Origin of the sequence: Gordonia sp. (in: high G+C Gram-positive bacteria) (assembly GCF_047602025.1) — a bacterium.
Classification (GTDB): Bacteria; Actinomycetota; Actinomycetes; order Mycobacteriales; family Mycobacteriaceae; genus Gordonia.
On the sequence record NZ_JASGII010000001.1, the window covers coordinates 329,747 to 356,225 of the forward strand.

A 26,479-nucleotide genomic window follows, 5' to 3' on the forward strand; every position below is an offset into this window, starting at 1 on the left:
ACCGGGACTTCGATCGCCGTCACCGTCAACGGCGACGCGCGCGAGCTGTCGACCGGCACGACCGTCGCCGGACTCGTCGCCGAACTCGGCCTGCCCGACCGCGGCATCGCCGTGGCCGTCGACGGATTCGTAGTCCCGTGCGGCAGCTGGGAGAGCACCGCGCTGCGCGACGACGACGTCGTAGAGATCGTCACGGCGGTCCAGGGTGGCTGACGCAGACCCCTTCAAGGTTGGTGCGCACGAGTTCTCCTCGCGCCTGATTATGGGCACCGGCGGCGCCACCAACCTCGCCTCGCTCGAACGCGCGCTCGTCGCCAGCGGCACCGAGCTGACCACCGTCGCGATGCGCCGGGTCAGCCACGACACTGGCACCGGCGTCATCGAGATGCTGCGCCGCCTCGACATCGCCGTGCTGCCGAACACCGCCGGCTGCCACACGACCGCCGAAGCCGTGCTCACCGCCCAGCTCGCGCGAGAGGCCGTCGAGACCGACCTGGTGAAGCTGGAAGTCGTCGCCGACGACAAGACGCTGCTGCCCGATCCGATCGAGACGCTCGACGCCGCGCAGGCGCTGGTCGCCGCCGGCTTCACGGTCCTGGCCTATACCAACGACGACCCGGTGCTGGCGCTGCGCCTGCAGGACGCGGGGGTGGCCGCGGTGATGCCGCTGGGCTCGCCGATCGGGACCGGGCTGGGCATCCGCAACCCGCACAACATCGAGCTGATCGTCTCCCGCGCGACGGTGCCCGTCGTGCTCGACGCCGGCATCGGCACCGCCTCCGACGCGGCGCTGGCGATGGAGCTCGGCTGCGATGCCGTCCTGCTCGCCACCGCGGTCACCCGCGCCGACGACCCGGCGGCCATGGCCGCCGCGATGCGCCACGCGGTCGTGGCCGGGCGGCTCGCCCGCGGCGCGGGCCGCATCCCCAAGCGCTTCTGGGCGCAGGCCTCCTCGCCGGAGCGGGACTAGCCGCCCACCCGCCAGAGCGGGTTCACCGGACCGTGCCCGCCGCCGAGCGGGTAGGCGGCCCGCAGACAGCGGGTGACCCAGCCCTTGGCGAACGCCAAGGCGTCGGGCACCGAATAGCCGTGCGCCAGCGCCGCGGTCATCGCGGCGCCGAGTGTGTCACCGGCGCCGTGGTCGTGCGGGGTGTCGATCCGCTCGTGATCGAATTCGAGGAAGTCCGCGCCGTCGTAGAGCAGGTCGGGGCTGTGGTCGCTCGACCGCAGGTGCCCGCCCTTCACCAGCGCCCACCGCGCGCCCAGGTCGTGCAGGGCGCGGGCGGCCGCGCGCTGGGTGTCGGCGTCGACGACGTCGATCCCGGTGATCAGCCGCACCTCGTCGAGGTTGGGGGTGACGACTGTGGCGCGCGGGATCAGCTCGTCGCGCAGGTCGTCGAGCGCCTCGTCGGCCAGCAGTGGATCGCCGTGCATCGACGCGCAGACCGGGTCGACGACGAAGGGGATCGGACCGTCGCCGCCGATGCCGACCTCGCCGGTGGCCGCAACGACGGCGTCGATGATCGCGCTGGAGGCCAGCATCCCGGTCTTGGCCGCGCCGACGCCGATGTCGGTGACGACGGCGCGGATCTGGTCGGCGACGATCCGCGGGTCGATCTCCTGGTACCCGGTGACGCCCTGAGAGTTCTGTACGGTGACCGCGGTGACCGCCACGCAGGCGTGCACGCCGAGCAGCGCGAAGGTGCGCATGTCGGCCTGGATGCCGGCTCCGCCGCCGGAGTCCGAGCCGGCGATGGTCAGCGTCCGCACCGGGGTCTGGCCGTCGGGCGCGGTCGGCAGCAGCGGGGGAGTGGCGGTCATGGGCCGACCCTTTCACTGATCGGCAGGTACACCTGGTTGCCGCGCTCGACGAACTCCGCCGACTTGGCGGCCATCTCCTCGGCGATCTTGGCGTCGATGTCCGCGGCGGTCTCCAACCCGTTCTCCTCGGCGTAGGCGCGGACGTCGGCGGAGATCCGCATCGAGCAGAACTTCGGGCCGCACATCGAGCAGAAGTGCGCGGTCTTCGCCGGCTCGGCGGGCATGGTCTCGTCGTGGAACTCGCGGGCCGTGTCGGGGTCGAGCGCCAGGTTGAACTGGTCGGTCCAGCGGAACTCGAACCGGGCCCTGCTGAGCGCGTCGTCACGTTCCTGGGCGCGCGGGTGACCCTTGGCCAGGTCGGCGGCGTGTGCGGCGATCTTGTAGGTGATCACCCCGGTCTTCACGTCGTCGCGGTTGGGGAGCCCGAGGTGTTCCTTGGGGGTGACGTAGCAGAGCATCGCGGTGCCGGCCTGGGCGATCATCGCGGCGCCGATGGCCGACGTGATGTGGTCGTAGGCCGGCGCGATGTCGGTGGCGAGCGGCCCGAGTGTGTAGAACGGCGCCTCGTTGCAGAGCTCTTCCTCCAGGCGCACGTTCTCGACGATCTTGTCCATCGGCACGTGCCCGGGGCCCTCGATCATCACCTGGACGCCGTGGCGCTGGGCGATCGCGGTCAGTTCGCCGAGGGTGCGCAGCTCGGCGAACTGGGCCTCGTCGTTGGCGTCGGCGATCGAGCCGGGTCGCAGGCCGTCGCCGAGGGAGAAGGTGATGTCGTAGTCGGCGAAGATCTCGCAGAGCTCGTCGAAGTGGGTGTAGAGGAACGACTCCTCGTGGTGCGCCAGGCACCACGCCGCCATGATCGAGCCGCCGCGCGAGACGATCCCGGTGACCCGCCTGGCGGTGAGCGGCACGTAGCGCAGCAGCACCCCGGCGTGCACCGTCATGTAGTCGACGCCCTGCTCCGCCTGCTCGACGACGGTGTCGCGGTAGAGCTCCCAGGTCAGCTTCACCGGGTCGCCGCCGCACTTCTCCAGCGCCTGGTAGATCGGGACCGTGCCGACCGGCACCGGGGAGTTGCGCATGATCCACTCCCGCGTCTGGTGGATGTCCTTGCCGGTGGACAGGTCCATGATCGTGTCGGCGCCCCAGCGCGTCGCCCACACCATCTTCTCGACCTCCTCGGCGATCGAACTCGTCACCGCCGAGTTCCCGATGTTGGCGTTGACCTTCACCAGGAACTTCTTGCCGATGATCGTCGGCTCGAGTTCGGGGTGGCGGCGATTGGCCGGGATGACCGCTCGCCCGCGCGCGACCTCGTCGCGGACCAGTTCGACGTCGACGCCCTCGCGCGCCGCGACGAACCGCATCTCGTCGGTCACGACGCCGGCACGCGCCCAGGCGAGCTGCGTGGTCGCGCCGTGCCCGGCATCGGTGGCCGCGGCATCGGGGCGCCGCCAGTCGGCGCGGGTCGGCGCGAGGCCGGCCTCGACGTCGATGCGGGCGTCGGCATCGGTGTACGGGCCGGAGGTGTCGAACAGGTCGAGGTGCTCGCCGTTGGCGAGGTGGACGCGGCGCTGCGGCACGCGCAGCCCGTCGACGTCGAGGTAGTGCTTGGTGCTGCCCTCGATCGGACCGGTGGTCACGGCAGCGGCTGTTTCGGGCACGACTGTGCTCATGCGGATCTCCCTACGCCGGCATTACCCGGACAGGTTCAGGCGGTCGGCGACCGCCCGTCGCCCTCTCAGCCCTTGGTTCGCAAGAGCCCCCGCGATGTTCATTTGTGGTGCGGGAAACCCCGCGTCGATCAGCCTACGACAGTCACCGGCGGGTCTCGGGCAGACCACGACCCAGCTGTCACTCTGGCACCACCCGTCACACCGGCGTACAATGTGAAGCAGCTCACATACACTGGTGACAACGACGTTTACGAAGGGAGGTCGCAATGAATCGACGGAAGACCCCGCCGCAGCCGGCCGAACAGATCCTGCAGCAGATCAGCCAGGTCCAGCACAACCCGGACCGGGAGCGCTTCGAGCTCTGGGTGGCGGGCGACCTGGTCGGCGTCCTCGGCTATCACGCGGAGAAGGCGCCCGACGGCGACGTCGTCACGATCCTGCACACGGTCCTCTACGACGAGTACACCGGCCACGGTCTCGCGACGCGGCTCACGCGCACCGCGATCGACTACGTGAAGCAGACCGGCGCGCGGTTGCGCCCGGTGTGCACCTTCACCCGCCACTACCTCGAGCAGCACCCCGGACAGGTCCGCCTCGCGGCCGTGTAGTCCGCGCGCGGCCGGGGGCCTAGCCAGAAAGGTTAGGTTACGCTAACCTGGCTTCCATGTTCCCCGGTTTCTCGACGTCGTCCTCGCTCGGCTGGTTGGGCGCTGCGCGCGACCTGACGGTCACCGCCGTCGAACCGATCACCGAGAACTACCTTCGGCTGCGCTGCGACGACGGCGGCCTGTTGTCCGGCCAGTTCGTGCGCCCAACGACGTGCGCCGAACTGGCCTTCCTTGTCGACGGCGGCACGCATCGTCGGTACTACACGCTCGTCGACCCCGATCCGGCCGCCGGCACCCTCGCCCTCGAGTTCGCCTGTCGCGGCGGAATCGGGGCGCGGTGGGCGCAGACCGCGATAATCGGCGACCGGCTCGCCGCGCGGCTGGCGGCACCGCGCTTCGACCTGCCCCGCCCGGTCGACGGCTGGTTGATCGCCGGGGACGCCTCGTCGCTGCCCGCCGTCAACTCGCTGCTCGGGGCGATCGCCGCCTCCGACGAACCGGACGTCCCGGTCACCATCTGGATGGAATACCGCACCGACGACGAGTTCACCCTGCCGTTGCGCGCCCACGAGGACCACCGCGTCGAATGGGTCGCGCGCGGCGCCGACGGATCGTCGCTGCCCGCGGTGATCCGCGCGGATGCCTTCGCCGCGGCGGGATACCGCGGCTGGGTCGGAACGGAAGCCGGCGCGACGCGGCGGATCGCGGACCTGTTCCGCCACGACTACGGCCTGGGTCGCGCCGCCGTGACCGCCCAGGGGTACTGGGTCGGCGACGGCGCCGGAGTGTCGACGCGCCGCGTCATGCTTGCCTCGACGTAGTCGTCGGGGCAGGGTGTCGGCGTGCCCTTCAACCTGAGCGACCTCGACGTCGCGACCTACATCGCCGCCGTCATCGTCGTCGGCGTGCTCTGCCAGGTGCTGGCCTGGCGGCTGCGGTTGCCGTCGATCCTGCTGCTGCTCCTGGTCGGCTTCGGCATGGGTCGACTCGTCACCGCCGACGACGTCTTCGGCCGCGACGTCCTGTTCGGCGGGGTGACCATCGCGGTCGGGATCATCCTGTTCGAAGGCGCCCTCTCGCTCCGGATCGCCGACGCCCGCGAGCTCGGCCGACCCATCCTGCGCCTGGTCACCGTGACGGTCGTCCTCGCCTGGATCCTGATCACCGCCGCCGCGCTGCTGGTGGGGGTCGGCCCCGGGCTCGCGCTGCTGATCGGCGCGCTGCTGGTGGTGACCGGCCCCACCGTGATCGCCCCGATCATGCGCAGCCTGCGACCCACCAAGCGCGTCGGCCTGCTGCTGCAGTGGGAGTCGATCATCGTCGACCCGATCGGTGCCGTGCTCGCCGTCCTCGTGTTCCGGACCGTCGTCGCCGGCGAGGGGCGCTTCTCGGTGCCCGCGCTGATCACCGGGCTGGCCTGGACCGCGCTGATCGCCGTCGCGGTCGCCCTCCCGGTCGGCCTGCTGTTGGAAGTCGGCCTGCGGCGCCGGTGGATCCCCGAACATCTGCAGGGCGTCGCGGCGTTGGCCGCCGGGGTGGGCGTCCTGGTCACCGCCGACCACTTCCAGCCCGACAGCGGCCTGGCGGCGATCACGGTGCTCGGCGTGTGGCTGGCGAACCGGCCGCACCTGGAACTCGACCACATCCGCACCTTCAAGGAGCACCTGCAGGTCCTGCTCGTCGGCGGCCTGTTCATCCTGTTGGCCGGGCGGGTGACGCCGGACCAGCTGGTGGCCGTGTGGCGGGAGGCGCTCGTCTTCGTCGCGGTGCTCATCGTGGTGGTTCGGCCGGTCAGCGTCTTCGCCGGCCTGTGGCGGACGACCGTCACCCCAGCGGAGAAACGACTGCTGGCCGGGATGGCCCCGCGCGGTATCGTCGCCGCGGCCGTGATCAGCTCGTTCGCGCTCGAACTGGAACAGGCCGCGCAGCAGCAACACTCGGCCCGCTTGGGCGAGCTGGCGGCGGAGGCGAACACGCTGGTGCCGCTGGTCTTCATCGTCATCGTCGTGACGGTCGCCGTCTACGGCCTCGGCGTCGGCCGCCTGGCGCGGCGGTTGGGTCTGACGCAGGACGGTGCGGGCGCACCCGATCTGACCCGCGAGTAGGGTAGCCGCATGTTCGACTTCCTGGATCTCGACGCCGGGCGGCGCAGCGTCCGCAACCTCTGGTCGCTGACACTCGGCGACGGCATCGCGCCGCCGCACAGCACCGAGCACGTCACCCTCGTCGAGGGCGACCACCGCACCCTGCGCCGCTATGCCGACGACGAGCAGGTCCGTGCCGCCCGCGCCGCGGGCCGACCGCCGGTGCTGCTGGTGCCGCCGATCGCGGCCCCGGCCAGCTGCTACGACCTCTCGCCCGAGCACTCGGTCGTCGCGCACCTGCGGGGCACCGGTCGCGCGCCCTACGTCGTGGACTTCGGCGAGGTCACCCGCGCCGACCGCGACATGGACTTCGGCGACTTCATCACCGACATCATCCCCGAGGCCATCGACCGCGTCCTGGCCGACTACGGCGGCGAGCAGGTCGACCTCTTCGGTTGGAGCCTGGGCGGCACCCTGTCGCTGTTGACCACCGCCGCGCTGCCCGCCGACGACCACCGGGTGCGCAGCATCGTCACGATCGCCACCCCGCTGGACTACGACAAGCTGCCCGGGTACCCGCTGGCCCGCACCCTCACCAAGCCCACCGGCGGCAAAGCGCCGACGGTGGCGCTGCGCCTGCTCGGCGGCATCCCGGCGCCGGTGGTGCAGGTCGCCTACCGGGCGACCTCGTGGGACCGCGAGATCAAGAAGCCGTGGTTCGTCGCCACCCACCTCGCCGAGACCGAAACCCTCAAGCGCATGGAGGTCATCGACCGCTTCCAGCGCGACTTCCCCGGCTACCCCGGCAAACTCACCGAGCAGATGTGGGAGAGCTTCATCTACCGCGGCGAACTCGGCGCCGGCCGCCTCACCCTCGGCGATCTGGACGTCGACCTCGGCAACATCGACGTGCCGGTGCAACTGTTCGGTAGCCACCGCGACGCCCTGTGCACCTGGGACGCCGCGCGTCGCGGCATCGACACCCTGACCGGAGCGCCGGTCGTCGAGTTCAACACCGTCGAATCAAGCCACCTCGGCCTGCTCGCCGGGCCCGAGGCGGAGACGCAGACCTGGCCGGCGATCGACTACTTCCTGCGCGGCGTGGACCAGGGGACGGCCGACCGCGGCTAGCGCAACTCGAGGACGACCGGGGCGTGGTCGCTCGCGCCCGGCGCCTTGCGCGCGGCCTTGTCGACGTGCGCGCCGAACACCCGGTCGGACAGGGCCGGCGAGCACAGCACGAAGTCGATCCGCATGCCCTGGTTCCGCGGGAACCGCAGCTGCTGGTAGTCCCAGAACGTGTAGGTGCCCTTCTCATCGAGGAAGGGTCGCGCGGCATCGGCGTATCCGGCGGTCGCGAAATCGGTGAACGCCGCACGCTCCTCGTCGGTGACGTGCGTCTTGTCGACGAACTCGGCGGCGTCCCACACGTCGTCGTCGGTCGGGGCGACGTTCCAGTCGCCGGCCAGCGCGATCTGCGCGGCGGGGTCGTGGGCCAGCCACAGCGCCGCGCGGTCCCGCAGCGCCCGCAGCCACTCCAGCTTGTAGGTGAAGTGCGGGTCGCCGGGCAGTCGGCCGTTGGGGACGTAGAGGCTCCAGACGCGGACGCCGCCGCACACCGCGGACATCGCCCGGGCCTCGATCTCCCCGTCGTAGGAGGGCTGCCCCTCGAAGCCGTATTCGACCTCGTCGAGCCCGACCCGGGAGGCGATGGCGACCCCGTTGTAGCCGCCGCTACCGGTGAAGGCGACGTCGTAGCCGCCGGCCAGGAAACTCATCACCGGGAAACCGTCGTCGGTGCACTTGGTCTCCTGCAGCGCCAGGACGTCGATGTTCTCCTCGACGGCCCACCCGACGATGGCCTCCGATCGCGCGCGGATCGAGTTCACGTTCCACGATGCGATCCGCATCGGGCCGGTCACTCGACGACGACGAGCTCGGCGCCCGCGGCGGTCCACGCCGTGCGCGTTGCGGCCACCTCGTCCTCGGCGGCGAGCAGGACGACGCCGAACTGTCGGCCGGGCCCGTACTCGCCGGCGTAGAACTCGACCGAGCCGGTGAACCACTCGAGGTCGTCGGCGTCGCGCTCCAGCAGCGCCGCCGGGTGGGTGATCTCCGTCAGGTAGCCGCGCTCGGCGTCGGGCAGGTCGGTCATGGCGTCGTCGAAGGCGTCCTTGTTCGCCCCGAAGTGCTTCGGGAAGTCCCACGCCTTCGCGACGGCCCGGTAGAAGGATGGCAGGGTGCGCGCCTCGCGGGCGTCGAGGCGGCGCACCAGGACGCCGTCGAGGTCGGCCGACGGGACCCTGGTGCGCGCGTCGACGACCTTCAGCGCGATCGCGGGGCCGCCGTCGGCCGCCGCGGTCAGGAAGTCGTCGAGGGTGACGGGTGCGGTGCTCATCGGCCTGCTCCTGGTCCGCGGATCTGGTGGAAGGTGCGGTAGTGGTCCAGCGTGTACCAGGCCGAGCCGTCGGCACCGGTGATGATGCGCTCGGCGTCCCGGCCGCGGCCCTGCCGCTTCGGGTTCACGTCCCACTCCTGGTACCTCGCGCGGGCGCCGGTCGAATCCGTCTGGGGCAGTTGGCCCTCGTTGTTGCGGAAGGTCCGCCCGCCGTGGGTGCCCGGTGCGTTGGCGGCCTTCGGCCACTGGCCGGCGTCGATCAACGACAGCGTGCGCAGCACCCGCGCCGGTGCGTTGCCCTGTTCGCCGCCGTGCTGCTGGTGGCCCCGGTGCTGCTCGACGGCCGCGGGACCGCCGCGGTCGTCGCCGGCCGGTGCGTCGGACTTGCCGCCGAAGCCGCCGAGCACCCAGATCAACCCGACGACGAGCACGGTGGCTGCGACGCCGACGGTGAACCAGGTCGCGGCGGCTTGCTTGTTGCCATTCATCCCGCTCAGGTTAGCCGTCCAGGTGGCGGTAGGTCACCCGGTGGTGCAGCGCGAACCCGTCGGCGCGCAGGGCCGCGCCGCGCTCGGAGTCGTCGGCGGAGACGGTGACGATGTCGGACTCGGCGCCGTCGTCGTCGACGCGCACCAGGCGGTGGAACTCGCCGCCGACCGGCGTGCCCGCCTCGGCGCCGGGCACGAGCCGTTCGGGCAGCTCGACGACGGCCGGCAGACCGCGCGCCGCGTACCAGTCGCGCAGGGCGTCGACGGCCGCCCCGTCGAGCCGGGCGCCCAGCGCGGCGGGCACCGCCGAGGCCAGATCGATACCGACGGCGCCGCCGGCGCGCGCCAGCCACCGGTCGACCGTCGCGGTGTCGGGGGCATCCATCGCGCGCAGCGCGACGTCGCGGATCTCGTTGTTGCGGACGGCGCGGTAGGGAAGCAGTCGCACCGAGGTGATGAGCTCGCGCGGCACGCGTACCCGGTCGGCGGACGCGAGGGCGGCCGGTGCCACGCGGGTCAGGACGAGGGCGTCCGGCTCGACGCCCGCCACGACGCCGGTCACGTCGGACACGGTCGCGTCACCGGCGCCGCGCCAGTCGCCGGGCGCACCCGGCGCCAACCGATAGCGGACGACGACGCGGTCCCCGGCGAACACGACAGAACCGGTCAGTCGTCGTGGCCGAACGGATCGGGGCCCTCGCCGGGCACCCACGTCAGTCCCGGCACGCCCCAGCCGTGCTTCTTGATGGCCTTCTTGGCCGCCCGCGCGTTGCGGCCGAGGAGGACGTCGACGTAGAGGAAGCCGTCGAGGTGCCCGGTCTCGTGCTGCAGCATCCGGGCGAAGAAGCCGGTGCCCTCGATGTCGACGGGGTCGCCGTTGCGGTCGACGCCGGTCACCCGGGCCCAGTCGGCGCGGCCGGTCGGGAAGTTCTCCCCGGGCACCGACAGGCAGCCCTCGTCGTTGTCGTCGGGGTCCGGCATGGTCTCGGGGATCTCCGAGGTCTCCAGCACGGGGTTGATGACCTCGCCGCGGCGGCGCTTGGTCGCGCGGGACTCGCCGCCGGGGCAGTCGTAGACGAACATGCGCTTGCCGACGCCCACCTGGTTGGCCGCCAGGCCGACGCCGTTCGCGGCGTCCATCGTGTCGTACATGTCGTCGAGCAGTGCGATGTCCGCGGCGCTCGGTCGGCCGTCGGCGTCGAGTTCGACCGGGGTCGTCGGCTCGTGCAGCACCGGCTCGCCGACGATGCAGATGGGGAGGATCGCCATGGGGGACAGTCTTTCACAAGCCCGGACACGCCCCGGCGCGTCACACCGCGGTGCAGTACTTAGGGCGTGGTTAGATAACAACCGAGTCACACCGGCGCAGGTATGCGCGCGTGTTCGAAGGAGCGTGATGGACGGGGCGACTGCGCGACGTCAGCAGAGCCACAAGGCAGGGGATGACCCCACTCTCGACCCCAACGAAGTTGGGGCCGATGGGCTGTCGCGCCGCGAACACGAGATCCTCTCCTTCGAGCGCCAGTGGTGGAAGTACGCCGGCGCCAAGGAAGATGCGATCAAGGAACTCTTCGGCCTGTCGGCGACCCGGTACTACCAGGTGCTGAACGCCCTGGTCGACCGCCCGGAGGCGCTCGCCGCCGACCCGATGTTGGTCAAGCGCCTGCGCCGCCTGCGCGCCTCGCGGCAGAAGGCGCGCGCCGCCCGCCGCCTCGGCTTCGACCTGTCCGAGTAGCCCGCCTTGCGCGCGCGGCCGCTGCGATAGAGTTGGGCCCGATGAGCACCGAACGTGAATCCAACCGATTGCCGCTGCGCGCCGGCGCGATGCTGCTGCTGGCCGTCGCCGTCGTCTTCTTCGGCCTCGGCATCCACCACCTGGTGACCGGCGGCGGTGACGACACCGCCGGCCCCGCCGCGTCGACGACGCAGGCACCAGTCCAGTCCACGCCCGCCGCACCGCCGGCCGCCGGTCAGCCGGGCGCCGCGGGCGAGCCGTCGGCACCGCCGTCGACCGCCGCGGCCAAGAGCACCAAGGTGTGCGTGATCAACGCCGGCGAGGTCAAGGGCCTGGCGACGACGATCACCGACCAGCTCAAGGCCAAGGGCTACCAGACCGAGGAGCCCGGCAACCTGTCGTCGTCGTCGATGACGGAGAACACCATCTTCTACCTCAACGGTCAGAAGGCGGCCGCCGACGAGGTGGCCGGCGACCTGGGCGGCAGCTACAGCGTCGAGGCCCGCCCGGCCGGCGCCACCAAACTTCCCGAATGTTCTGGCGTGCTGGTCATCGCCGTCAACCAGTGAGAGGACCCGACATGAACCTGAAGAACACCGCCACCATCATCGGTGCCGCTGCCGCCCTCGGCCTTGTGCTGTCCGGTTGCAGCAACTCGGAGAAGCCCGCCGATCCGAATGCGCCGTACACCATTCCGTCGGTGATCACCGGCGCCCCCGGCTCGCCGGGCGGCGCGGCGCCCGAGGAGCACGGCGGCCATGGCGACGAGGCGGCCGGCGACCACGGCGGCGCGGCGACCGCGAAGATCATCGACGCCAAGCGCGACGAGATCGGCACCGCCACCTTCACCAAGGAGGGCAAGGGCGTCAAGGTCGTCGTCACCGTGAACAAGGGCCTGGAGAAGGGCTTCCACGGGATGCACCTGCACACGAACGGCGTGTGCGAGCCGGACAAGGGCGAGGCGTTCAGCACCGCGGGCGGCCACCTGCAGGTCGACGGCCACACCGGTCACCCGTCCAGCGGCGACCTGGTGTCGATTTACATCGGCGAGGACGGCAGCGGCACGGTCACCACGACCACCGAGGGCGTCACGATCGACCAGATCAAGGGCAAGTCGATCATCATCCACGCCGGTGCCGACAACTTCGGCAACATCCCCGACCGCTACAGCGCGGCCGGCAAGCCGGGTCCGGATCAGAAGACCATGGACACCGGCGACGCGGGCGCCCGCGCCGCCTGCGGCGTCATCGCCGCGGGCTGACCCGCCCGCATGGGGGATCCATTCGCCGCTGCGTCGGCGCCGCGGCGCGAACCGCTGACCTACCCGGGCGTGTGGCCCGACTCCTCCGTGGTGATCGCCGCGGACCGGATGTGGGAGATCAACGACCGCGACGGGTACCAGCTGGCGTGGACGCAGACGGCGCCGGTCCGCCTCGGCGTGTGCCGGGTCCGCGACCTGTCCGTCGCCGATCACGTGGACACCGCGGCGCTGCAGCTCGGCCGTCTCGCCGAGCAACTCCACTACGCGGCCATCGACAACCGCACCCCGGTGCTGGCCATCGGGTCCAATGCGTCGCCCGCCCAACTGCGGCACAAGTTCGCCGGTCGGCCCGAGGCGCTGTTCATCCCGCAGCTGCGCGCCCGCGTCACCGGCGCGCGCGTCGGGTACATGCCGCTGATGACCCAGTTCGGCTACGTCGCGGCGACGATCCACCCCGAACCCGGGTCGACGACCACGCTGGCCGTGCAACTCCTCGATGACGCCCAGCTCGACGAACTCGACCGGTCCGAGACCGGGTATCGGCGGGTGTGGCTCGACGCCCGCCACGGGGTGTCGGTGGAGTTGGAGACCGGTGAGCGGCTGCCCGGCGTCTACGCCTACGTGGCCCCCGGGGGCGTTCTGCTGGGCGCCGACGGTGAGCCGATTCCGATGACGGTGCCCGGCCAGGCGCAGCAGGCCCCCGGCGCGCTCACCCAGAAGGAACTGCAGCGCGCCCTGAAGCGCGACAGCGCACTGTTGGAGAACGTCGGCGAGAACCCCTTCTTCGGCACCGAGGCCGACGACGAGATGGGCCGCCCGACGGCCCACCGCTACGGGTCGCTGGAGCGGCCCGCCGATATCGCCGCGTTCGGTTCCGCCGGCCCGGGAGAGATGCTGGCGTGGGCCGACGGCAGCCCCGACGGGCTGCGCCGCGGCGGCAAGTCGGTGCTCCGGCTCAACCGCGCCGACCTCGCCGGACTCGGCAACCCGAAGGTCGTCGCCCTCCGCTCGGCGGCGCTGTACGCCCAGCACGGCGAGAAGACGCCGTCCGCGCTGGCCGCCGTCCACCCCTACGACCCCGCCGATCCGCCGGAACCGGCGCCCGGCGAGGCGCAGATCGACCAGGTGCTGCGCATCGCGTGCGGCATCGAGCGCGGCGACCCCGTGGCGATCCGGCCGGCGCACGTGCGGCGGGCGCGGTCGATGGACTGGTTGCTCGGCAAACCGACCTACCTGACGATGCGCGTCACCCTGGCCGACACCGCCACGGCCGAGCGCGACGTCGTGCTCATGCCGCGGCTGGCGATCGACGTGCTCGGCATCGAGAGCGGCGACTACGTCGTGTTGGAGGGCAATCCGGGGCCGTCCGGCGAGGTGCCGTCGGTCGTGCTCAAGGTCTTCGAGGTGCCGTCCGAGGTCGAGGACATGCGCCGCACCATCACCGGCGGATCGTGGGGCGCGCGGTTTCCGGCGGCCAACGAGACCCTCGGGGTGAGTCACGAGTTGCCCCTGGCTTTCATCGATGCGGAGCTGCGCACCCGGCTCGGCGTCACCGGGCAGACGCTGCCGACGGTGCGCGCCCGGCCGGGGCGGCTGCACCGGTTCTACGCGGAACTGCGCGAGATCCTGCTGGTGCTCGCGGTCGCCCTGCTCGGTGTCGTCACGGTCGTCAACGACGCGGCGGTGCAGATCGGCCTGATCGCCGCACTCGTCGTGCTGTCGATGGTGCTGGTCTTCGGCCGGATGCGCCGACGCCTGTCCCACCGCACCCGCTGGCGCGGTCGGGCCGGCCCGCGGCGCTAATCGTCGTCGGGCGCGGCGACCTCGGTGGGGGTGCGGGTGAGCCCGCTGTCGGCCCGCTGCTCGCGGTAGGCCAACTGCCCGATGCGCTGGGCGACGACCGGCGCGGTGATCAGGGCGAACAGTCCGGCGAGCACGAGCATGCCGGTGTCGCTGTTCGCGCCGAGGCGCAACCCGGCGCCGGTCAGCACCAGCAACAACCCGAAGGTCTGCGGCTTCGTGGCGGCGTGCATGCGCGAGAGGGTGTCGCGGAAGCGGATCAGCCCGATCGAGGCGGTGAGCGCCAGGAGCGACCCGGTCAGGACCAGGGCGGTGCTGATGATCTCGACGGCGGTCATCGCTGATCATCCCGGACGCGGAAGCGGGCGACGGCGATCGACCCGATGAAGTTGACCAGGGCGATGGCGGCGATGGCGGACACGACGGTCGAATCGCCGCTGGTGCCGGCCCACAGCGCCAGCCCGCACATGGTGACCGCGATCGTCATGTCCAGGGCGATGAGGCGGTCGAGTGTCGTCGGCCCGCCCAGGACGCGGACGCTGGCGTTGACGACGGCGATGAGGAGCATCGCCGCCGCGACCAGCCAGAGGATGTCCATCGTGCTCATCGCGGCTCCCTTCCGTCGGCGTCGCGCTGGGCGAGTACCCGGTTGTGGTACTCGTCGTCGATCCCGTGGTACGGGCTCGGATGCCATTCGCTGTCCCGCTCGAAGGCGTGGACGAACGCCCGCTCGATGAACGCGATCTGGCGGTCGAAGGCGGCCACCCGCTTCGGCGAGGACAGGTCGAAGACGTGGATGTAGAGCAGTCGGCGGCGGTGGTCGATCTCGACGACCAGCGTGCCCGGCACCAGGTTGATGTAGTTGATCGCCAGGGTCAACACCATGTCGGACTTGATGGCGACGCGGCGCCGCACGACCGCCCCCAGCGGCGGGCGACTCGGGCGAACCGCGGCCCAGGCCACCTGCATGGACGACAGGAAGAAGTCGCGGACCAGGCGCAACAGCAGCAGGGCGATAGACACCGGGTGCAGGCGCCCCTCGACGGGGACGCGCGGCAGCGGCAGCACGGCCATGATCGCGATGGCCACCACCAGCCCGCCGAGGACGTTCGCCCACGACAGCGTGCCCCACAGCAGCACCCACACGAAGGTGAGCCAGGACGCCGTCCAGATCCGGACGCCGACTTCGCGGACGTCGCCGCCGAGCCAGTGCGGCAACTTCACGTGGTCGGCCAGCCACACGAAGACCGTTCCCAGGGACCAGAAGATCGCGAGGAGGACCAGGCGTCGCGCGTTGATGATCGCCGATCTCATTTGCCGCCCCCCGCCGTGTGCTCGGGGTGCAGCGTGCCGATGTCGGTGACCGACCGGATGTAGACCTTCGGGTCCATGACGTCGGCGGCGGCGCGATCGGCGTAGTTCATGATCGGACCGGCCCAGATCGTCATCGCGAGGCCGACGAGGACCATCGCCACCGTCGGGATCACCATGCCCGGCGGCATCGAACCGACGTCGTCGCGGTCGGAGTAGGAGATGTCGGTGCTCTCGTCCATCAGCGCCGACGGCGCCTTGTCGGACAGGTCGCCCTCCGGGGCGTCGGCGCGGGCGCGCCAGAACGCCTTGGTCCAGATGCGGGCGACGACGTAGAGCGTGAGGAGGCTGGTGACCAGGCCGCCGACGACCAGCGTCCACGCGAGCACCGAGCCGTCGACGGCACCGGCCTGCAGCAGGGCGACCTTGCCGATGAACCCGGAGAACGGCGGGATGCCGCCCAGGTTCAGCGCCGGGACCAGGTACAGCACGGCGAGCAGCGGCGTGCCGATCAGCCCGCCGAGTCGGCGCAGCGACGACGACCCCGCCTGGCGCTCGATCAACCCGACGACCAGGAACAGCGTCGTCTGCACCAGGATGTGGTGCGCCACGTAGTAGATCGCGGCGGACATGCCGATCTTCGACGACAGCGCGATGCCGAACACCATGTAGCCGATGTGGCTGACCAGGGTGAACGACAACAGTCGTTTGATGTCCGACTGGGCGATCGCGCCGGCGATGCCGACGAGCATGGTCAGCAGTCCGGCGACCAGCAGCACCGAGTCCATCGACCCGCCCGGGAACAGCAGGGTGTGCGCGCGGATGATCGCGTACACGCCGACCTTGGTCAGCAAACCGGCGAACACGGCGGTGACCGGCGCCGGGGCGGTCGGATAGGAGTCGGGCAGCCATGTCGACAGCGGGAAGACCGCCGCCTTGATGCCGAAGGCGACGAGCAGAACCGCGAACAGGGCGTTGCGGGTGCCGCCGGGGACCGTGCCGTCGTTCAGGCGCAGCGACATCTCGGCGAGGTTCAGCGTGCCGGTCGTCGCGTAGGCGAAGGCGATGCCGCACAGGAAGATCAGCGACGACACCATCGACACCATCACGTACATCGCGCCGGCGCGGACGCGGTCGACGCTGGCGCCGACGGTCAGCAGCACGTAGCTCGCGGTGAGCAGCACCTCGAAGGACACGTACAGGTTGAACAGGTCGCCGGCGAGGAAGGCGTTGCACACGCCAGCGCACAGGATCAGATAGGTCGGCTGGAAGATCGACACCGGCTGTGCCTCGGTGCCGTCGCGCAGACCCTGGCCGATGGCGTAGAGGATGACGGCGAGCAGCACGGTCGCCGAGACCACGAGCATCATCGCCGACAGGTGGTCGACGACCAGGGTGATGCCCAGCGGGCCGAGGCGCTTGTGGCGGCCGCCGTCGACGTCGGAGTTCCAGCCGCCGATGGCGATCGCCTGGGTGCCGTGCTTGCTGACGCCGAACAACATGAGCAGCGACGCGGCCAGCGCCCACGTGATGGCGAGGACCGTGACGGCGCGCTGCAGTCGGGGGCTGCGCGCGGCGACCAGGGTGATCGCCGCGCCGATGAGCGGCACGAGCGTCGGCATCACGATCAACACCGGGAACCAGGAGAGGGGAACGTTGATCACGGATCCACCCTCCCGTCCTCGTCCTCGGGCCGCGGGATGACGCAGAAGGCGTCGCTGTCCTCGGGGTCGGGGCTGTGCAACTCGTCGACGACGTCGTCGTCCTCGCCGATGGTGATCAGGTCGGTCTCGATCACCGTGCGGTGCAGGGCGGCGAACTCCTCCGGCGTGAGCGGGTGGCCCTCGTCGTCGAACAGGTCGCCGGCCGCGGTGTCGGCCAGGGTCTGCGGGTCGTCGCTGCGGTCGCGGTCGCCGGCGGTGTCGAGGGAGCCGGTGAGGATCTTGAGATCCTCGGGATCGTCCTCGACCTCGTCGTCGTCCTCGCCCTCGTCGCGGTTCAGCACGAACAGGCGGTAGACCAGGGCCAGCACGAAGGCGGCGGCCCCCATCATGATGACGATCGCGGTGAGGATCATCGCCTGCGCCAGCGGGTCGGCGGTCTCGGTGCGGCCGTCGACGTGCGCGCCGCGGATCGGCGGGTTCCCGCTGGGGCCGGCGATGGTCAGGATCATCACGTTGAGGGCGTTGCCGACGAGCATCAGGCCGAGCAGCATCTTGATCAGCGACCGGTCCATCAGCAGGTAGGCGCCGCACGCGACGATGCCGCCGAGGACGATCAACAGGGGCAGGTTGACGCTCATCGGCTCACCGCCTCGTCCTCGACGTCGAGGCGCGCGCCCAGCGACCGCAGGATGTCGAGCACCAGGCCGACCACGATCAGGTAGATGCCCAGGTCGAAGAACATCGCGGTGACCAGGTGGATCTGGCCGAGGAGCGGCAGCGTGATCTCGATGACCGCCGACGACAGGGCGGGCGCGCCCAGGAACAGCGACGTGACCGCCGTGCCGCCGGAGATCGCGAGGCCGGTGCCCAGAATGGTGCCGGCCTCGATCGGCAGCGCCTCGCCGAGCTCGTAGCGGCCACCGGCGAGGTAGCGCAGGACCAGTGCCAGGCCCATGACGAGGCCTCCGGCGAAGCCGCCGCCGGGGGAATTGTGGCCGGCGTAGAACAGGAACACCGACAGCACCATCATCGTCGGGAACACCAGGCGGGTGGTGGCCTCCAGGACGAGTGAGCGGTGCCGCGGGTCGCGCAGGTCGCTGCCGCGCAGCCACGTGGTGCGGTCCTGCGGCAGGCCGTCCCCGTCGGCGGCGACGTCGGCCACGCGCGGTGCGGCGCCGAAGCGGCGGTTGCGGAAGACCATCGAGGCGACACCGGTGGCGGCGACGATGAGCACCGACACCTCGCCGAGGGTGTCCCACGCGCGGATGTCGACGAGCAGCACGTTGACCGAGTTGGAGCCGTGGCCGATCCGGTACGCCAGGTCGGGGATGATCTCGTGCAGCGGCTTGCTGGAGCGGGCCGCCGCGGCGAACAGTCCCATCACGACGACCGACGATCCGACCGCGGCCGCGATGACGATGCGCACGACGTTGGTGAGGCCGGTGGGCCGGCGCCACGGCGATTCGGCGGGCAGCTTGCGCAGCACCAGCACGAAGATCACCAGGGTCAGGGTCTCGACGAGCGCCTGGGTGAGGGCGAGGTCGGGGGCGCCGTGGCGGGCGAACAGGTACACGCAGCCGTAGCCGTTGAGGCCGATCGCGATGACCGCGGCGAGGCGGTTGCGCAGGACGGCCACGCCGAGTGCGGCGGCCAACATGACCAGCGAGACGACTGCCTGGGTCGGGGCGTCGAAGCCCGTGGGGTGGATCGCCGAACGGGCGCCGGTGAACAGGGCGGCCATCGGTGCGACCACCGCGGTCGCCAGGATGACGCCCTGGGTGATGGGCAGCGATCCGCGCTGGGTGGTGCGGGTGATCCGCAGCGAGAGCGAGTCCACCGTCCGCAGCACCGCGTCGTAGGCGTCGTTGGCGCTGATCACCGGCGGCCGGACGAACAGGTGGTCGCGCAGGGCGCGCACGCTCAGGAAGGCGAGCACGCCGGCGACGATCACGATCGCCGAGAACACCACCGGCAGGCCGAAGCCGTGCCACATGCCGAGGTGTTCGATCGCGTGGCCCCACGTCGGCAAGGTGTCGGCGTAGGGCTCGAAGATCGAGCCGAGCCAGCCGGAGACGAAGCCGCCGACGACACCGGCGGCGGCGAGGATCGCGGGCGGCGCCAGGAACATCGGGTGCGGTCGGTGGGCGCGCTGCACCGCAAGGCTGGGCGCCTCGCGGACCTTGCGGCCGAAGGCGCCCCAGAGGAAGCGCGTCGTGTAGGCCATCGTGATGATCGCGCCGACCAGCAGCACGACGTCGGTGACGCGGGCCTGCCACGTGACCATCGCGCCGGACGCCCAGACGGTGCCGAAGGCGGTCTCCTTGCCGACGAAGCCGAGCGTGAACGGCAGCCCGGCCATGCTGGCGGCGGCGATGGCGGAGATACCGGCCAGGACGGGCATCTTCTGGCCGAGGCGGGCCAGCTTGCGCAGGTCGCGGGTACCGGTCGAGTGGTCGATGATGCCCACGACCATGAACAGCGCAGCCTTGAACAGGGCGTGGGCGCAGAGCATCGCCAGGCCCGCGAGGGCGACGTTGGCGTCGCCGAAGCCGACCAGGATCATCAGGAAGCCCAGCTGCGACACCGTGCCGTAGGCGAGCACCAGCTTCAGGTCGAGTTCGCGCAGCGAGCGCCAGCCGCCGACGAGCATCGTCAGGGCGCCGAGGCCGACGACCAGCACCTGCCACACCGGCAGCGTCGCGAAGCCGGGCGCCAGGCGCGCGACCAGGTAGACGCCGGCCTTCACCATCGCGGCGGCGTGCAGGTAGGCGCTGACCGGGGTGGGCGCGGCCATGGCACCGGGCAGCCAGAAGTGCAGCGGCACGATCGCCGACTTGGACAGCGCGCCGACGAGGATCGCGGCGATTGCGATATCCACGTAGGTGCCGGTCGGCTTGGCCGCCAGCCAGTCGGAGAGGTCGTAGCTGCCGGTCTTCGTGCCGAGCATGATGATGCCGGCGAGCATTGCGAGGCCGCCGAGGGTCGTGACCAGCAGTGCCTGGGTGGCGGCGCGCCGGGAACTGGCGCGGACGCCGTAGAACCCGACGAGCAGGAACGACAGGATCGTGGTGATCTCCCAGAACACGTAGAGCACGAGGGTGTTGTCGGAGATGACCAGGCCGAACATCGACGCGGCGAAGGCGAGCATCTCGCCGCCGAACACCGCCACGCGCGGGCGCATCGCGTCGAAGTAGTTGGCGCAGTAGACCAGGACCAGGGCGCCGATGCCGAGGATGAGGACCGACAGGACCGCGGCGAGCGTGTCCATCCGGAAGTCGAGGTTCATCCCGAGGCGGGGGACCCAGTCGACGGTCTCGGTGACGGGGTGGCCGGCCTTCGGCCAGTGTGCGATGACCCAGCCGAGGGCGGCGAGCGGGGCGAGGGAGATGAGGTAGAAGCCCTTCGGCCCCAGCCGCCACATCACGGCCGGCGCGACCAGCGCGGCGACCATGAGTGCGGACAGGGTGGCTATCACGGGCGCTCCGTCGAGATCGGTCGACTTCGGTCATCGGCGGGGTGTCACTGAGGTGGTACCCGCGGTGTTTACCCTACCGTTGAAGGCATGACCCGTTTTTCTCTAGGGCTGCTCGCGGCAGTGGTCGCCGTCCTGGTCGGCCTCCTGTCCGGTTGTGGATCGTCGGAGTCGTCCGGTCCCGTCGGCGACATCGCGCTCCCCGGTGATTTCCCCAGCAAGCAGGTGCCGCTGATCGACGGCCGCGTGATCGCTGCGACCGGCACCAAGGCCGACGGTTGGTCGGTGACCATGCAGGGCGAGTACGGCGGTCCGAACGTCCTCGACGCCGCGATTGAGAAGCTGACCAAGAGCGGCTACAGCGAGTCCAGCCGGACCGAGGAGGGCGGCACCCGCACGGTGATCCTGTCCAAGAAGGACAAGAAGGAGACCCTGTGGGTCACCGTCGGCAGTTCGCCCAATGCCGCGGGCGGGCCCAACAGCGTGTTCTACCAGGTCAATCTGAGCTAGCCGCGGTTCAGGCGAGCGACAGGAACAACCGCTCGAGCTTCTGCTCGTCGACGTTGTCCGGGCCGTCCTCGCGCATGCAGTGCTGCAGGCCGGTGGCCACCAGCGAGTACCCGCTGCGCGCCAGCGCCTTGTTGACCGCGGCGAGCTGGGTCAGCGCGTCCTCGCACTCGGCGCCGTCCTCGAGCATCCGGATCACCGATGCCAGGTGGCCGTGCGCGCGGCGCAGGCGGGTCAGGACCGGCTTGAGTTCGTCGGCGGGGATCTGCATCAGTGTGCCTCTTCCTTGGCGGCGGTCACGAGCTTGCCGAGCATCGTCGCCAGTTGTTCGCGGGCCTTCGCGGCGATGGGCGCGAGCTCCGGGGTGCCGGTCATCTGCTCCATCGTGCCGGGGTCGAGGATCTCGATCGTCGACGCCCCGTCGCCGTCGGCGGAGACGACGACGTTGCACGGCATGACGGCGGCGACGCGGGGGTCGGCCTGCAGCGCCGCGTGGGCGAAGGTCGGCTGGCAGGCGCCGAGGATCAGCTTCGGCGCGACGTCGACGTCGAGCTTCTTCTTGAGCGTGGCCTTGATGTCGATCTCGGTCAGCACGCCGAAGCCGGCGTCGGCGAGGCCCTCGCGGGCGGCGGCGACGGCGTCGTCGAAGGGGATGGGCAGGTCGGCGGACAGGGTGAACTCCATGAGTCCACCATAACCCCCTGGGGGGTTATGCGCCAGGGCGGCGCAGGCCGAGGCGGGCCTGCGACTTCTGGATGATCGGGCGGCGGCGACTCGTTTGGCGACGGACCGCTCGGCGCTCGGCGGGCAGCGTGTCCCAGTGTTCGGGCCGTGCGCGCACCCAACGGTTGGCCCACCACGCGAACGGGATGTGCGCGAGGTAGGCGACGATGATGATCCACATCAACGTGTACGGGTAGGTCACCAGCAGCGCGGCGGCGATGGTGAACAGCACCAGCGCCGGCGCCAGGGCGACGCGGGAGAGCTTTGTGGTCGCCTTCAGCGACGACGTCGGCACCCGGCTGACCGCCAGGAAGGCGGCGAGCAGCGTCCACAGGCAGATGGCCGGGAAGGAGCTCCACCAGCCCTCGCCGATGCCCGACTTCAGCCCGACCGGTCCGAGCGCGATGAGTGCCGCCGCGGGCGCGGGGACGCCGACGAAGAAGTCGCGGGTGTAGCCGGGCGCGTTCTCGTCGTCGGAGAGGGTGTTGAAGCGGGCCAGGCGCAGCATGATCGAGCAGCAGTAGACGAGGACGACGGCCCAGCCGAGGTCCTGGCCGTCCATCAGCGTCACCGAGATGATCAGGGCCGGCACGACGCCGAAGTTGATGACGTCGGCGAGCGAGTCGAGTTCGGCGCCGATCTTGGACGCCGCGTTCATCAAGCGGGCGATGCGGCCGTCGATGCCGTCGAGCAGCGCGGCGCCGACGACCAGGACCAGGGCCAGGTCGACGTGCTTCTCGCTGGCGAGGCGAACCGCGGTGAGCCCGGCGCACACGGCCAGGATCGTGAGGGCGGACGGGACGATCAGCCGTGGCGACCGGTTGACCGTCTGGCTGCGGACGTATCGGGATCGCCTGGTCCGGCGCTGGTCGGTGCCGGCGACCCTCACGACAGCACCGCCAGGACGGTCTCGGCGCCGACGGTCCGCTGGCCGACCAGTACCGACGGGGTGGTGCCCTTCGGCAGGTAGACGTCGACGCGGGAGCCGAAGCGGATCAGCCCGTAGGTGTCGCCGATGGTCAGCTGCTGGCCGACCGCGGCATTGTTGACGATGCGGCGGGCGATCAGCCCGGCGATCTGCACGACCCCGACGTCGGCGCCGGACTCGGTGCGGATCGTCATCGCCGTGCGCTCGTTGTCGGTGCTGGCCGCGGGCAGGTCGGCGGACAGGAAGGCGCCGGGGGTGTGCTGCAGCGCCGTCACGGTGCCCGAGACGGGCACGCGCTGGACGTGGACGTCGAAGACCGAGAGGAACGTCGAGACGCGCGGCAGCTCATCGGTGCCCAGGCCGAGTTCGGGCGGCGGCACCGCGGTGTCGACGAGGGCGACCTCGCCGTCGGCGGCGGCCACCACCGCGCCCGTCCGCGTCGGGGGGACGCGCGAGGGGTGGCGGAAGAAGGCGGCGCAGGCCGCCGACAGCGCCCACGCCGGGCGGGCGATCCACTTGCGGCGGCGGGCCACCAGGGCGACGGCCGCCGGAGCGGCGACGAACGGGAGCCCGGCCGGGTGCAGCGGCGGGATCGTCTGCTTGGCCAGGTCCGTCAGGTGTGCCAGGCCGGTCGACGGCGGCGGGTTGGCGGGATCGTGCGGGCGCCGGGCCACGACTAGGCTTCGGCGGCGCGCTTGATCTTGCCGAGGGACTCGGCCATGCCCACCTTGAGCTCGTTCTCGAAGCCCGCGCGGCCGCCGAGGAGTGCTTCGGTGAGGGTGCTGGAGAGCGCGGTGACCCGGCCGCCCGGCGCCTCGCGGCGCTCGGTCAGCACGACGCCCTTGCCCTTCGGGGTGATCTCGTAGGTCCACACCGTGTGGTTCTCGGCGACGCGCCAGGCGATGGCCTGGTTCGGCTCGTAGCGGACGACCTTCGCGCGGGTCGGCCAGACCAGGGGGCCGCGGCGGTTGATGTTGACCGTCGTGGTGCCGACGCCGATCGGGTTGCCGCGGATGAACATCTTGCGGCACTGCGGGCTCCACTCGCCCATGCGGCGCAGATCCGAGACGACGGACCAGACCTTCTCCGGGCTCGCGGAGATCTCCGTCGAGGCTTCGATGAGTTCGGTTGCTTCAGCCATGGCGGTCAGCCTACTGGTGCGCGCGGCTAGAGGACACTGGCCATCGCCACGCCGAGCGCGACGAAGACGACGGTCGGCACCCACACGATCGCCGAGTTCCCGTTCATCAGCAGCTCGCCCAGCTTGTGCGGCGTGAGCCAGTCGATGAGGAAGTAGGCGAAGATCATCAGCGCGATCGCGGCGATCGAGTAGATGAACGCGAACAGCAGGCCCTGCCACAGGTATTCGGTCATGCCGCCGGCGCGGACCGCGGCCGCGTAGACGACGCCGAGGGACACCAGGAAGCCGGCGGTCAGGATCACGCCGTCCTGCTGGCTCTCCTCCCAGAGGGTGATCTTGAGCTTGCCCGGCGTCACCACGTCGAGCGCGATGTAGCCGAGGATCAGGACGAGGATTCCGAGCAGTCCGTAGGACGCGATCTCGGCCAGGTTGTTCAGCAGCAGACTCTTCATGCCCTCACCCTATCGACACCATGTCGTATTCGGTGATCGAGTTGGCGAGCCGGGACAGGTGGGTTTCCGCGTCGCCCAGGGTGTGGCCGATCGCGGTGAGCCGGCTGACGTAGTGCCCGACGGGGTATTCGGCCGTCATGCCGATGCCGCCGTGCATCTGGATCGCCTCCTGGCCGATCTGGCGGGCCGACCGGCAGACCTGGAGTTTGGCCCGCGAGGCGACGGTCTCGTCGATGACCCCGTCGGCGAGCATCCCGGTCGCGTAGGCCGACATGCTGCTGGCCAACTCGAGCAGGACGTACATGTCGGCGGCGCGCTGGGTGAGCGTCTGGAACGTCGCGAGGGTGACGCCGAACTGCTTGCGCGTCTTGAGGTATTCGACGGTGAGTTCCAGCGCGCGCTGCATCGCGCCGACGGCCTCGGCGCAGAGTGCTGTTTGCGCCAGCACCCCGACGTCCCCGATCGCCGGGTCGGCGTCACCGCTGCCGAGCGGCGTCGCGGCGGCGCCGTCGAAGGCGATCTGCGCACCCCGGCGCCGGTCGTGGGTGCGGAACGGGGTGCGGGTGACGCCGTCGGCGTCGGCGTCGACGAGGTAAAGGCCGACGGTGCCGGACTCGTCGCGGGCGGAGACCACGAGCCGGTGCGCGGCGTCGCCGGCGAGCACCTGGGTCTTCACGCCGGTCAGCTTGCCGCCCGTCGCCGTCGCCTCGACCTTGGCCGCCGGCCAGCGGTCGCCCTCCTCGGTGTGCGCGAAGGCCATGATGAGGTCGCCGGACGCCAGGCCGCCGAGCAGCTCGGATCGTGCGTCGCCGTCGGCCGCGGCCGAGATGAGCGCGGCGGGCACGACGACGCCGTTGAGGTAGGGCTCGGGGGCGAGGCTGCGCCCGATCTCGCCCATTACCGCGGCGAGTTCGACCGGACCGGCGCCCATGCCGCCGTCGGCCTCGTCGATGGTGAGGCCGAGGATGCCGATGTCGGCGAGCGACTGCCACACCTTGGGGTCCCAGCCCCGCTCGGTGTCGGTGGTCTTGCGCAGCGACTCGACGTCGTAGGCCTTGGTCAGCACCTCGCGCACGGTGTCGCGGAGCATGACCTGTTCGTCGTTGAGTTCGAAGTCCATGGTGGTTGCTCCCTAGAGGCCGAGGACGGCTTTGTCGATGATCTGGCGCTGGACCTCGGAGCTGCCGCTGTAGATCGAGACTTTGCGGTAGTTGAGGTAGCCCGGCACCGAGCGCTGGGCCCACGCGGGGGCGGAGATGTCGGCGGTCCCGTTCGCCGCGGCGGCGTCGGGCGGCGCGACGGCCAACGAGTCGGGGCCCGCGATGTCGGCGATGATCTCGGTGGCGGCCTGCTGCAGTTCGCTGCCGCGGAGTTTGAGCAGGCTGGAGGCCGGGTTGGGCTTGCCGTCGGCCGATGACGCGACGACGCGCAGCTGGGTGAGTTCGAGGGCGAACAGTTCGTTCTCGAGTTCGGCCAGGCGCGCGGCGAACAGCGGGTCGTCGAGGAGGGTGCCGCTGGCGGTCTTCGTCTCGGCGGCCAGCTTCTTGGCGCGGGAGAGCTGCACCTTGGTCTGGCCGACGCGGGCGACGCCGGTGCGCTCGTTGCCGAGGAGGAACTTGGCGTAGGACCAGCCGGCGTTCTCCTCGCCGACGAGTTGGTCGGCGGGGACGCGGACGTCGTTGAAGAAGACTTCGTTGACCTCGTAGCCGCCGTCGATCAGCTGGATCGGGCGGACCTCGATGCCGGGGGTGTCCATCTTGATGAGCAGGAAGCTGATGCCTTGCTGGCGCTTGGGGGCGTCGGGGTTGGTGCGGACGAGGTTGAAGATCCAGTCGGCGTACTGGCCGAGCGTGGTCCACGTCTTCTGGCCGTTGACGACCCACTCGTCGCCATCGCGCACCGCGCGGGTCTTGAGGGAGGCGAGGTCGGAGCCGGCTTCCGGTTCGGAGAAGCCCTGACACCACCAGATGTCGCAGTTGGCCGTCGCCGGCAGGAAGCGCTCCTTCTGCTCCTGGGAGCCGAACTCGGCGATGACCGGGCCGACCATGCCGGTGTTGAACGGCAGAGTGTCGGGCACCGACGCCAGCGCCATCTCCTCGCGCCAGATGTGATGCTGGATCGGTGTCCAGTCCTGTCCGCCCCATTCGGTGGGCCAGTTGGGGACGCAGTACCCGGCGGCGTTGAGGATCTGCATCGTCGTGCGGATGTCGTCGGGGTACTTCAGTTCGCCCGTGGCGTTGCGTTCGCGAATCTCCGCGGGCACCTGCGTGGTGAAGAAGGTCCGCATCTCGTCGCGGAAGGCGAGCTCGTCGTCGGTGAGTTTCAACTGCATGGTTCTTTGATACCCCGCCCGGCCGCGCCGTTGGCGCAAACCCCGCCGATCGGCCGGTGGTTGCCGTGTAGCGTCGGC

32 protein-coding genes and 1 riboswitch are annotated in these 26,479 nt (G+C 70.8%); of the genes, 11 read left to right on the plus strand and 21 right to left on the minus strand.

Going from position 1 to position 26,479, the window contains the following annotated elements:
• Positions 1–12: 12 nt before the first annotated feature.
• Positions 13–213, plus strand: a complete 201-nt coding sequence (gene thiS / locus QM728_RS01615) for a sulfur carrier protein ThiS (RefSeq protein ID WP_415032814.1) — start codon at positions 13–15, stop codon at positions 211–213.
• Entirely contained in the window at positions 206–970 is a 765-nt protein-coding gene (locus QM728_RS01620; RefSeq protein ID WP_415030307.1) for a thiazole synthase, read from the plus strand. The genes thiS and QM728_RS01620 overlap by 8 nt, the downstream gene beginning before the upstream one ends.
• Here QM728_RS01620 and thiD read toward each other — a convergent pair.
• Together thiD and thiC are read right to left on the minus strand one after the other, a co-directional pair.
• Positions 967–1,821, minus strand: a complete 855-nt coding sequence (gene thiD, locus QM728_RS01625) for a bifunctional hydroxymethylpyrimidine kinase/phosphomethylpyrimidine kinase (protein ID WP_415030308.1) — start codon at positions 1,819–1,821, stop codon at positions 967–969. The two genes, QM728_RS01620 and thiD, sit on opposite strands and share 4 nt — an antisense overlap.
• Positions 1,818–3,497 carry a phosphomethylpyrimidine synthase ThiC gene (gene thiC, locus QM728_RS01630; protein ID WP_415030309.1) on the minus strand — a complete coding sequence of 560 codons (1,680 nt, stop codon included), beginning with the start codon at positions 3,495–3,497 and terminating at the stop codon, positions 1,818–1,820. Before thiC ends, thiD begins: the two co-directional genes overlap by 4 nt.
• Positions 3,488–3,600, minus strand: a riboswitch (TPP riboswitch). (Overlaps the previous gene by 10 nt.)
• Before the next feature lie 163 nt (positions 3,601–3,763).
• Between thiC and QM728_RS01635 the strand changes: the two genes are divergently transcribed.
• From QM728_RS01635 to QM728_RS01650, 4 genes are read left to right on the plus strand one after another with little or no spacing between them, the layout of a single operon-like run.
• Positions 3,764–4,105, plus strand: coding sequence for a GNAT family N-acetyltransferase (locus tag QM728_RS01635; RefSeq protein WP_415030310.1), 342 nt, complete (start codon positions 3,764–3,766; stop codon positions 4,103–4,105).
• 56 nt (positions 4,106–4,161) lie between these two features.
• Positions 4,162–4,926, plus strand: a complete 765-nt coding sequence (locus QM728_RS01640; RefSeq protein WP_415030311.1) for a siderophore-interacting protein — start codon at positions 4,162–4,164, stop codon at positions 4,924–4,926.
• Positions 4,927–4,947: 21 nt separating this feature from the next.
• A complete protein-coding gene (locus QM728_RS01645; protein ID WP_415030312.1) occupies positions 4,948–6,210 on the plus strand; it encodes a cation:proton antiporter in 1,263 nt (420 codons plus the stop codon).
• A gap of 9 nt (positions 6,211–6,219) precedes the next feature.
• Positions 6,220–7,320: an alpha/beta fold hydrolase gene (locus QM728_RS01650; protein ID WP_415030313.1), complete on the plus strand. Its 1,101-nt coding sequence runs from the start codon at positions 6,220–6,222 to the stop codon at positions 7,318–7,320.
• On the opposite strand, the gene QM728_RS01655 is transcribed toward QM728_RS01650, so the two are convergent.
• The 5 genes from QM728_RS01655 to QM728_RS01675 are packed head-to-tail and all read right to left on the minus strand — an operon-like array spanning position 7,317 to position 10,344.
• Entirely contained in the window at positions 7,317–8,099 is a 783-nt protein-coding gene (locus tag QM728_RS01655; protein WP_415030314.1) for an exodeoxyribonuclease III, read from the minus strand. The two genes, QM728_RS01650 and QM728_RS01655, sit on opposite strands and share 4 nt — an antisense overlap.
• An 8-nt stretch (positions 8,100–8,107) precedes the next feature.
• Positions 8,108–8,587 carry a barstar family protein gene (locus QM728_RS01660; RefSeq protein WP_415030315.1) on the minus strand — a complete coding sequence of 160 codons (480 nt, stop codon included), beginning with the start codon at positions 8,585–8,587 and terminating at the stop codon, positions 8,108–8,110.
• Complete coding sequence (locus QM728_RS01665; protein ID WP_415030316.1) at positions 8,584–9,075, minus strand: ribonuclease domain-containing protein; 492 nt, start codon at positions 9,073–9,075, stop codon at positions 8,584–8,586. Before QM728_RS01665 ends, QM728_RS01660 begins: the two co-directional genes overlap by 4 nt.
• A 10-nt stretch (positions 9,076–9,085) precedes the next feature.
• Entirely contained in the window at positions 9,086–9,730 is a 645-nt protein-coding gene (locus QM728_RS01670; protein WP_415030317.1) for a hypothetical protein, read from the minus strand.
• A gap of 11 nt (positions 9,731–9,741) precedes the next feature.
• Positions 9,742–10,344 carry a peptide deformylase gene (locus QM728_RS01675; RefSeq protein WP_415030318.1) on the minus strand — a complete coding sequence of 201 codons (603 nt, stop codon included), beginning with the start codon at positions 10,342–10,344 and terminating at the stop codon, positions 9,742–9,744.
• A gap of 127 nt (positions 10,345–10,471) precedes the next feature.
• Between QM728_RS01675 and QM728_RS01680 the strand changes: the two genes are divergently transcribed.
• The 4 genes from QM728_RS01680 to QM728_RS01695 are packed head-to-tail and all read left to right on the plus strand — an operon-like array spanning position 10,472 to position 13,874.
• Positions 10,472–10,810, plus strand: a complete 339-nt coding sequence (locus QM728_RS01680; protein ID WP_415030319.1) for a DUF3263 domain-containing protein — start codon at positions 10,472–10,474, stop codon at positions 10,808–10,810.
• Between the two features lie 41 nt (positions 10,811–10,851).
• Positions 10,852–11,379 (plus strand): LytR C-terminal domain-containing protein, encoded by a 528-nt coding sequence (locus tag QM728_RS01685; protein ID WP_415030320.1) that lies wholly within the window; start codon positions 10,852–10,854, stop codon positions 11,377–11,379.
• Between the two features lie 11 nt (positions 11,380–11,390).
• Positions 11,391–12,071 (plus strand): superoxide dismutase family protein, encoded by a 681-nt coding sequence (locus QM728_RS01690; protein WP_415030321.1) that lies wholly within the window; start codon positions 11,391–11,393, stop codon positions 12,069–12,071.
• Between the two features lie 9 nt (positions 12,072–12,080).
• Positions 12,081–13,874 carry a gamma-glutamylcyclotransferase family protein gene (locus tag QM728_RS01695; protein WP_415030322.1) on the plus strand — a complete coding sequence of 598 codons (1,794 nt, stop codon included), beginning with the start codon at positions 12,081–12,083 and terminating at the stop codon, positions 13,872–13,874.
• Here the strand turns inward: QM728_RS01695 and mnhG are convergent.
• Genes mnhG through QM728_RS01725 form a run of 6 tightly spaced genes read right to left on the minus strand, consistent with a single transcriptional unit; the run spans position 13,871 to position 20,321 of the window.
• Positions 13,871–14,209 (minus strand): monovalent cation/H(+) antiporter subunit G, encoded by a 339-nt coding sequence (gene mnhG, locus QM728_RS01700; RefSeq protein ID WP_415030323.1) that lies wholly within the window; start codon positions 14,207–14,209, stop codon positions 13,871–13,873. The two genes, QM728_RS01695 and mnhG, sit on opposite strands and share 4 nt — an antisense overlap.
• Positions 14,206–14,469: a monovalent cation/H+ antiporter complex subunit F gene (locus QM728_RS01705; protein WP_415032815.1), complete on the minus strand. Its 264-nt coding sequence runs from the start codon at positions 14,467–14,469 to the stop codon at positions 14,206–14,208. The genes mnhG and QM728_RS01705 overlap by 4 nt, the downstream gene beginning before the upstream one ends.
• Before the next feature lie 5 nt (positions 14,470–14,474).
• Complete coding sequence (locus QM728_RS01710) at positions 14,475–15,185, minus strand: Na+/H+ antiporter subunit E (protein WP_415030324.1); 711 nt, start codon at positions 15,183–15,185, stop codon at positions 14,475–14,477.
• Positions 15,182–16,804, minus strand: coding sequence for a Na+/H+ antiporter subunit D (locus tag QM728_RS01715; protein ID WP_415032816.1), 1,623 nt, complete (start codon positions 16,802–16,804; stop codon positions 15,182–15,184). Before QM728_RS01715 ends, QM728_RS01710 begins: the two co-directional genes overlap by 4 nt.
• A gap of 38 nt (positions 16,805–16,842) precedes the next feature.
• On the minus strand, positions 16,843–17,484 hold the full coding sequence (locus QM728_RS01720) for a Na(+)/H(+) antiporter subunit C (protein ID WP_415030325.1): 642 nt from the start codon (positions 17,482–17,484) through the stop codon (positions 16,843–16,845).
• Complete coding sequence (locus tag QM728_RS01725) at positions 17,481–20,321, minus strand: Na+/H+ antiporter subunit A (protein WP_415030326.1); 2,841 nt, start codon at positions 20,319–20,321, stop codon at positions 17,481–17,483. Before QM728_RS01725 ends, QM728_RS01720 begins: the two co-directional genes overlap by 4 nt.
• Positions 20,322–20,408: 87 nt before the next feature.
• Between QM728_RS01725 and QM728_RS01730 the strand changes: the two genes are divergently transcribed.
• The gene (locus tag QM728_RS01730) at positions 20,409–20,828 is read left to right on the plus strand and encodes a hypothetical protein (protein ID WP_415030327.1); all 420 of its coding nucleotides are present in this window, start codon (positions 20,409–20,411) and stop codon (positions 20,826–20,828) included.
• A gap of 7 nt (positions 20,829–20,835) precedes the next feature.
• On the opposite strand, the gene QM728_RS01735 is transcribed toward QM728_RS01730, so the two are convergent.
• The 8 genes from QM728_RS01735 to QM728_RS01770 are packed head-to-tail and all read right to left on the minus strand — an operon-like array spanning position 20,836 to position 26,401.
• Positions 20,836–21,096, minus strand: a complete 261-nt coding sequence (locus QM728_RS01735) for a metal-sensitive transcriptional regulator (RefSeq protein WP_415030328.1) — start codon at positions 21,094–21,096, stop codon at positions 20,836–20,838.
• Complete coding sequence (locus tag QM728_RS01740; RefSeq protein WP_415030329.1) at positions 21,096–21,509, minus strand: DUF302 domain-containing protein; 414 nt, start codon at positions 21,507–21,509, stop codon at positions 21,096–21,098. Before QM728_RS01740 ends, QM728_RS01735 begins: the two co-directional genes overlap by 1 nt.
• 25 nt (positions 21,510–21,534) lie before the next feature.
• Positions 21,535–22,437: a CDP-alcohol phosphatidyltransferase family protein gene (locus QM728_RS01745; RefSeq protein ID WP_415030330.1), complete on the minus strand. Its 903-nt coding sequence runs from the start codon at positions 22,435–22,437 to the stop codon at positions 21,535–21,537.
• Positions 22,434–23,150, minus strand: coding sequence for a phosphatidylserine decarboxylase (locus QM728_RS01750; RefSeq protein ID WP_415030331.1), 717 nt, complete (start codon positions 23,148–23,150; stop codon positions 22,434–22,436). The genes QM728_RS01745 and QM728_RS01750 overlap by 4 nt, the downstream gene beginning before the upstream one ends.
• Before the next feature lie 2 nt (positions 23,151–23,152).
• The gene (locus QM728_RS01755) at positions 23,153–23,617 is read right to left on the minus strand and encodes an SRPBCC family protein (RefSeq protein WP_415030332.1); all 465 of its coding nucleotides are present in this window, start codon (positions 23,615–23,617) and stop codon (positions 23,153–23,155) included.
• A 26-nt stretch (positions 23,618–23,643) separates the two neighbouring features.
• Complete coding sequence (locus QM728_RS01760; RefSeq protein WP_415030333.1) at positions 23,644–24,069, minus strand: DUF350 domain-containing protein; 426 nt, start codon at positions 24,067–24,069, stop codon at positions 23,644–23,646.
• A gap of 4 nt (positions 24,070–24,073) precedes the next feature.
• Complete coding sequence (locus QM728_RS01765) at positions 24,074–25,189, minus strand: acyl-CoA dehydrogenase family protein (RefSeq protein WP_415030334.1); 1,116 nt, start codon at positions 25,187–25,189, stop codon at positions 24,074–24,076.
• 12 nt (positions 25,190–25,201) lie between these two features.
• Positions 25,202–26,401, minus strand: a complete 1,200-nt coding sequence (locus QM728_RS01770; protein ID WP_415030335.1) for an acyl-CoA dehydrogenase family protein — start codon at positions 26,399–26,401, stop codon at positions 25,202–25,204.
• Between the last annotated feature and the right edge of the window lie 78 nt (positions 26,402–26,479).

What these genes read in the sequence shown, in the direction of transcription:
- thiD (WP_415030308.1), bottom strand. Translation starts at nt 1,821, where the DNA reads ATGACCGCCACTCCCCCGCTGCTGCCGACCGCGCCCGACGGCCAGACC.
- thiC (WP_415030309.1), bottom strand. Translation starts at nt 3,497, where the DNA reads ATGAGCACAGTCGTGCCCGAAACAGCCGCTGCCGTGACCACCGGTCCG.
- QM728_RS01635 (WP_415030310.1), top strand. Translation starts at nt 3,764, where the DNA reads ATGAATCGACGGAAGACCCCGCCGCAGCCGGCCGAACAGATCCTGCAG.
- QM728_RS01640 (WP_415030311.1), top strand. Translation starts at nt 4,162, where the DNA reads ATGTTCCCCGGTTTCTCGACGTCGTCCTCGCTCGGCTGGTTGGGCGCT.
- QM728_RS01650 (WP_415030313.1), top strand. Translation starts at nt 6,220, where the DNA reads ATGTTCGACTTCCTGGATCTCGACGCCGGGCGGCGCAGCGTCCGCAAC.
- QM728_RS01655 (WP_415030314.1), bottom strand. Translation starts at nt 8,099, where the DNA reads ATGCGGATCGCATCGTGGAACGTGAACTCGATCCGCGCGCGATCGGAG.
- QM728_RS01660 (WP_415030315.1), bottom strand. Translation starts at nt 8,587, where the DNA reads ATGAGCACCGCACCCGTCACCCTCGACGACTTCCTGACCGCGGCGGCC.
- QM728_RS01665 (WP_415030316.1), bottom strand. Translation starts at nt 9,075, where the DNA reads ATGAATGGCAACAAGCAAGCCGCCGCGACCTGGTTCACCGTCGGCGTC.
- QM728_RS01675 (WP_415030318.1), bottom strand. Translation starts at nt 10,344, where the DNA reads ATGGCGATCCTCCCCATCTGCATCGTCGGCGAGCCGGTGCTGCACGAG.
- QM728_RS01680 (WP_415030319.1), top strand. Translation starts at nt 10,472, where the DNA reads ATGGACGGGGCGACTGCGCGACGTCAGCAGAGCCACAAGGCAGGGGAT.
- QM728_RS01685 (WP_415030320.1), top strand. Translation starts at nt 10,852, where the DNA reads ATGAGCACCGAACGTGAATCCAACCGATTGCCGCTGCGCGCCGGCGCG.
- QM728_RS01690 (WP_415030321.1), top strand. Translation starts at nt 11,391, where the DNA reads ATGAACCTGAAGAACACCGCCACCATCATCGGTGCCGCTGCCGCCCTC.
- QM728_RS01695 (WP_415030322.1), top strand. Translation starts at nt 12,081, where the DNA reads ATGGGGGATCCATTCGCCGCTGCGTCGGCGCCGCGGCGCGAACCGCTG.
- mnhG (WP_415030323.1), bottom strand. Translation starts at nt 14,209, where the DNA reads ATGACCGCCGTCGAGATCATCAGCACCGCCCTGGTCCTGACCGGGTCG.
- QM728_RS01705 (WP_415032815.1), bottom strand. Translation starts at nt 14,469, where the DNA reads ATGGACATCCTCTGGCTGGTCGCGGCGGCGATGCTCCTCATCGCCGTC.
- QM728_RS01710 (WP_415030324.1), bottom strand. Translation starts at nt 15,185, where the DNA reads ATGAGATCGGCGATCATCAACGCGCGACGCCTGGTCCTCCTCGCGATC.
- QM728_RS01715 (WP_415032816.1), bottom strand. Translation starts at nt 16,804, where the DNA reads ATGCCGACGCTCGTGCCGCTCATCGGCGCGGCGATCACCCTGGTCGCC.
- QM728_RS01720 (WP_415030325.1), bottom strand. Translation starts at nt 17,484, where the DNA reads ATGAGCGTCAACCTGCCCCTGTTGATCGTCCTCGGCGGCATCGTCGCG.
- QM728_RS01730 (WP_415030327.1), top strand. Translation starts at nt 20,409, where the DNA reads ATGACCCGTTTTTCTCTAGGGCTGCTCGCGGCAGTGGTCGCCGTCCTG.
- QM728_RS01735 (WP_415030328.1), bottom strand. Translation starts at nt 21,096, where the DNA reads ATGCAGATCCCCGCCGACGAACTCAAGCCGGTCCTGACCCGCCTGCGC.
- QM728_RS01740 (WP_415030329.1), bottom strand. Translation starts at nt 21,509, where the DNA reads ATGGAGTTCACCCTGTCCGCCGACCTGCCCATCCCCTTCGACGACGCC.
- QM728_RS01755 (WP_415030332.1), bottom strand. Translation starts at nt 23,617, where the DNA reads ATGGCTGAAGCAACCGAACTCATCGAAGCCTCGACGGAGATCTCCGCG.
- QM728_RS01760 (WP_415030333.1), bottom strand. Translation starts at nt 24,069, where the DNA reads ATGAAGAGTCTGCTGCTGAACAACCTGGCCGAGATCGCGTCCTACGGA.
- QM728_RS01765 (WP_415030334.1), bottom strand. Translation starts at nt 25,189, where the DNA reads ATGGACTTCGAACTCAACGACGAACAGGTCATGCTCCGCGACACCGTG.
- QM728_RS01770 (WP_415030335.1), bottom strand. Translation starts at nt 26,401, where the DNA reads ATGCAGTTGAAACTCACCGACGACGAGCTCGCCTTCCGCGACGAGATG.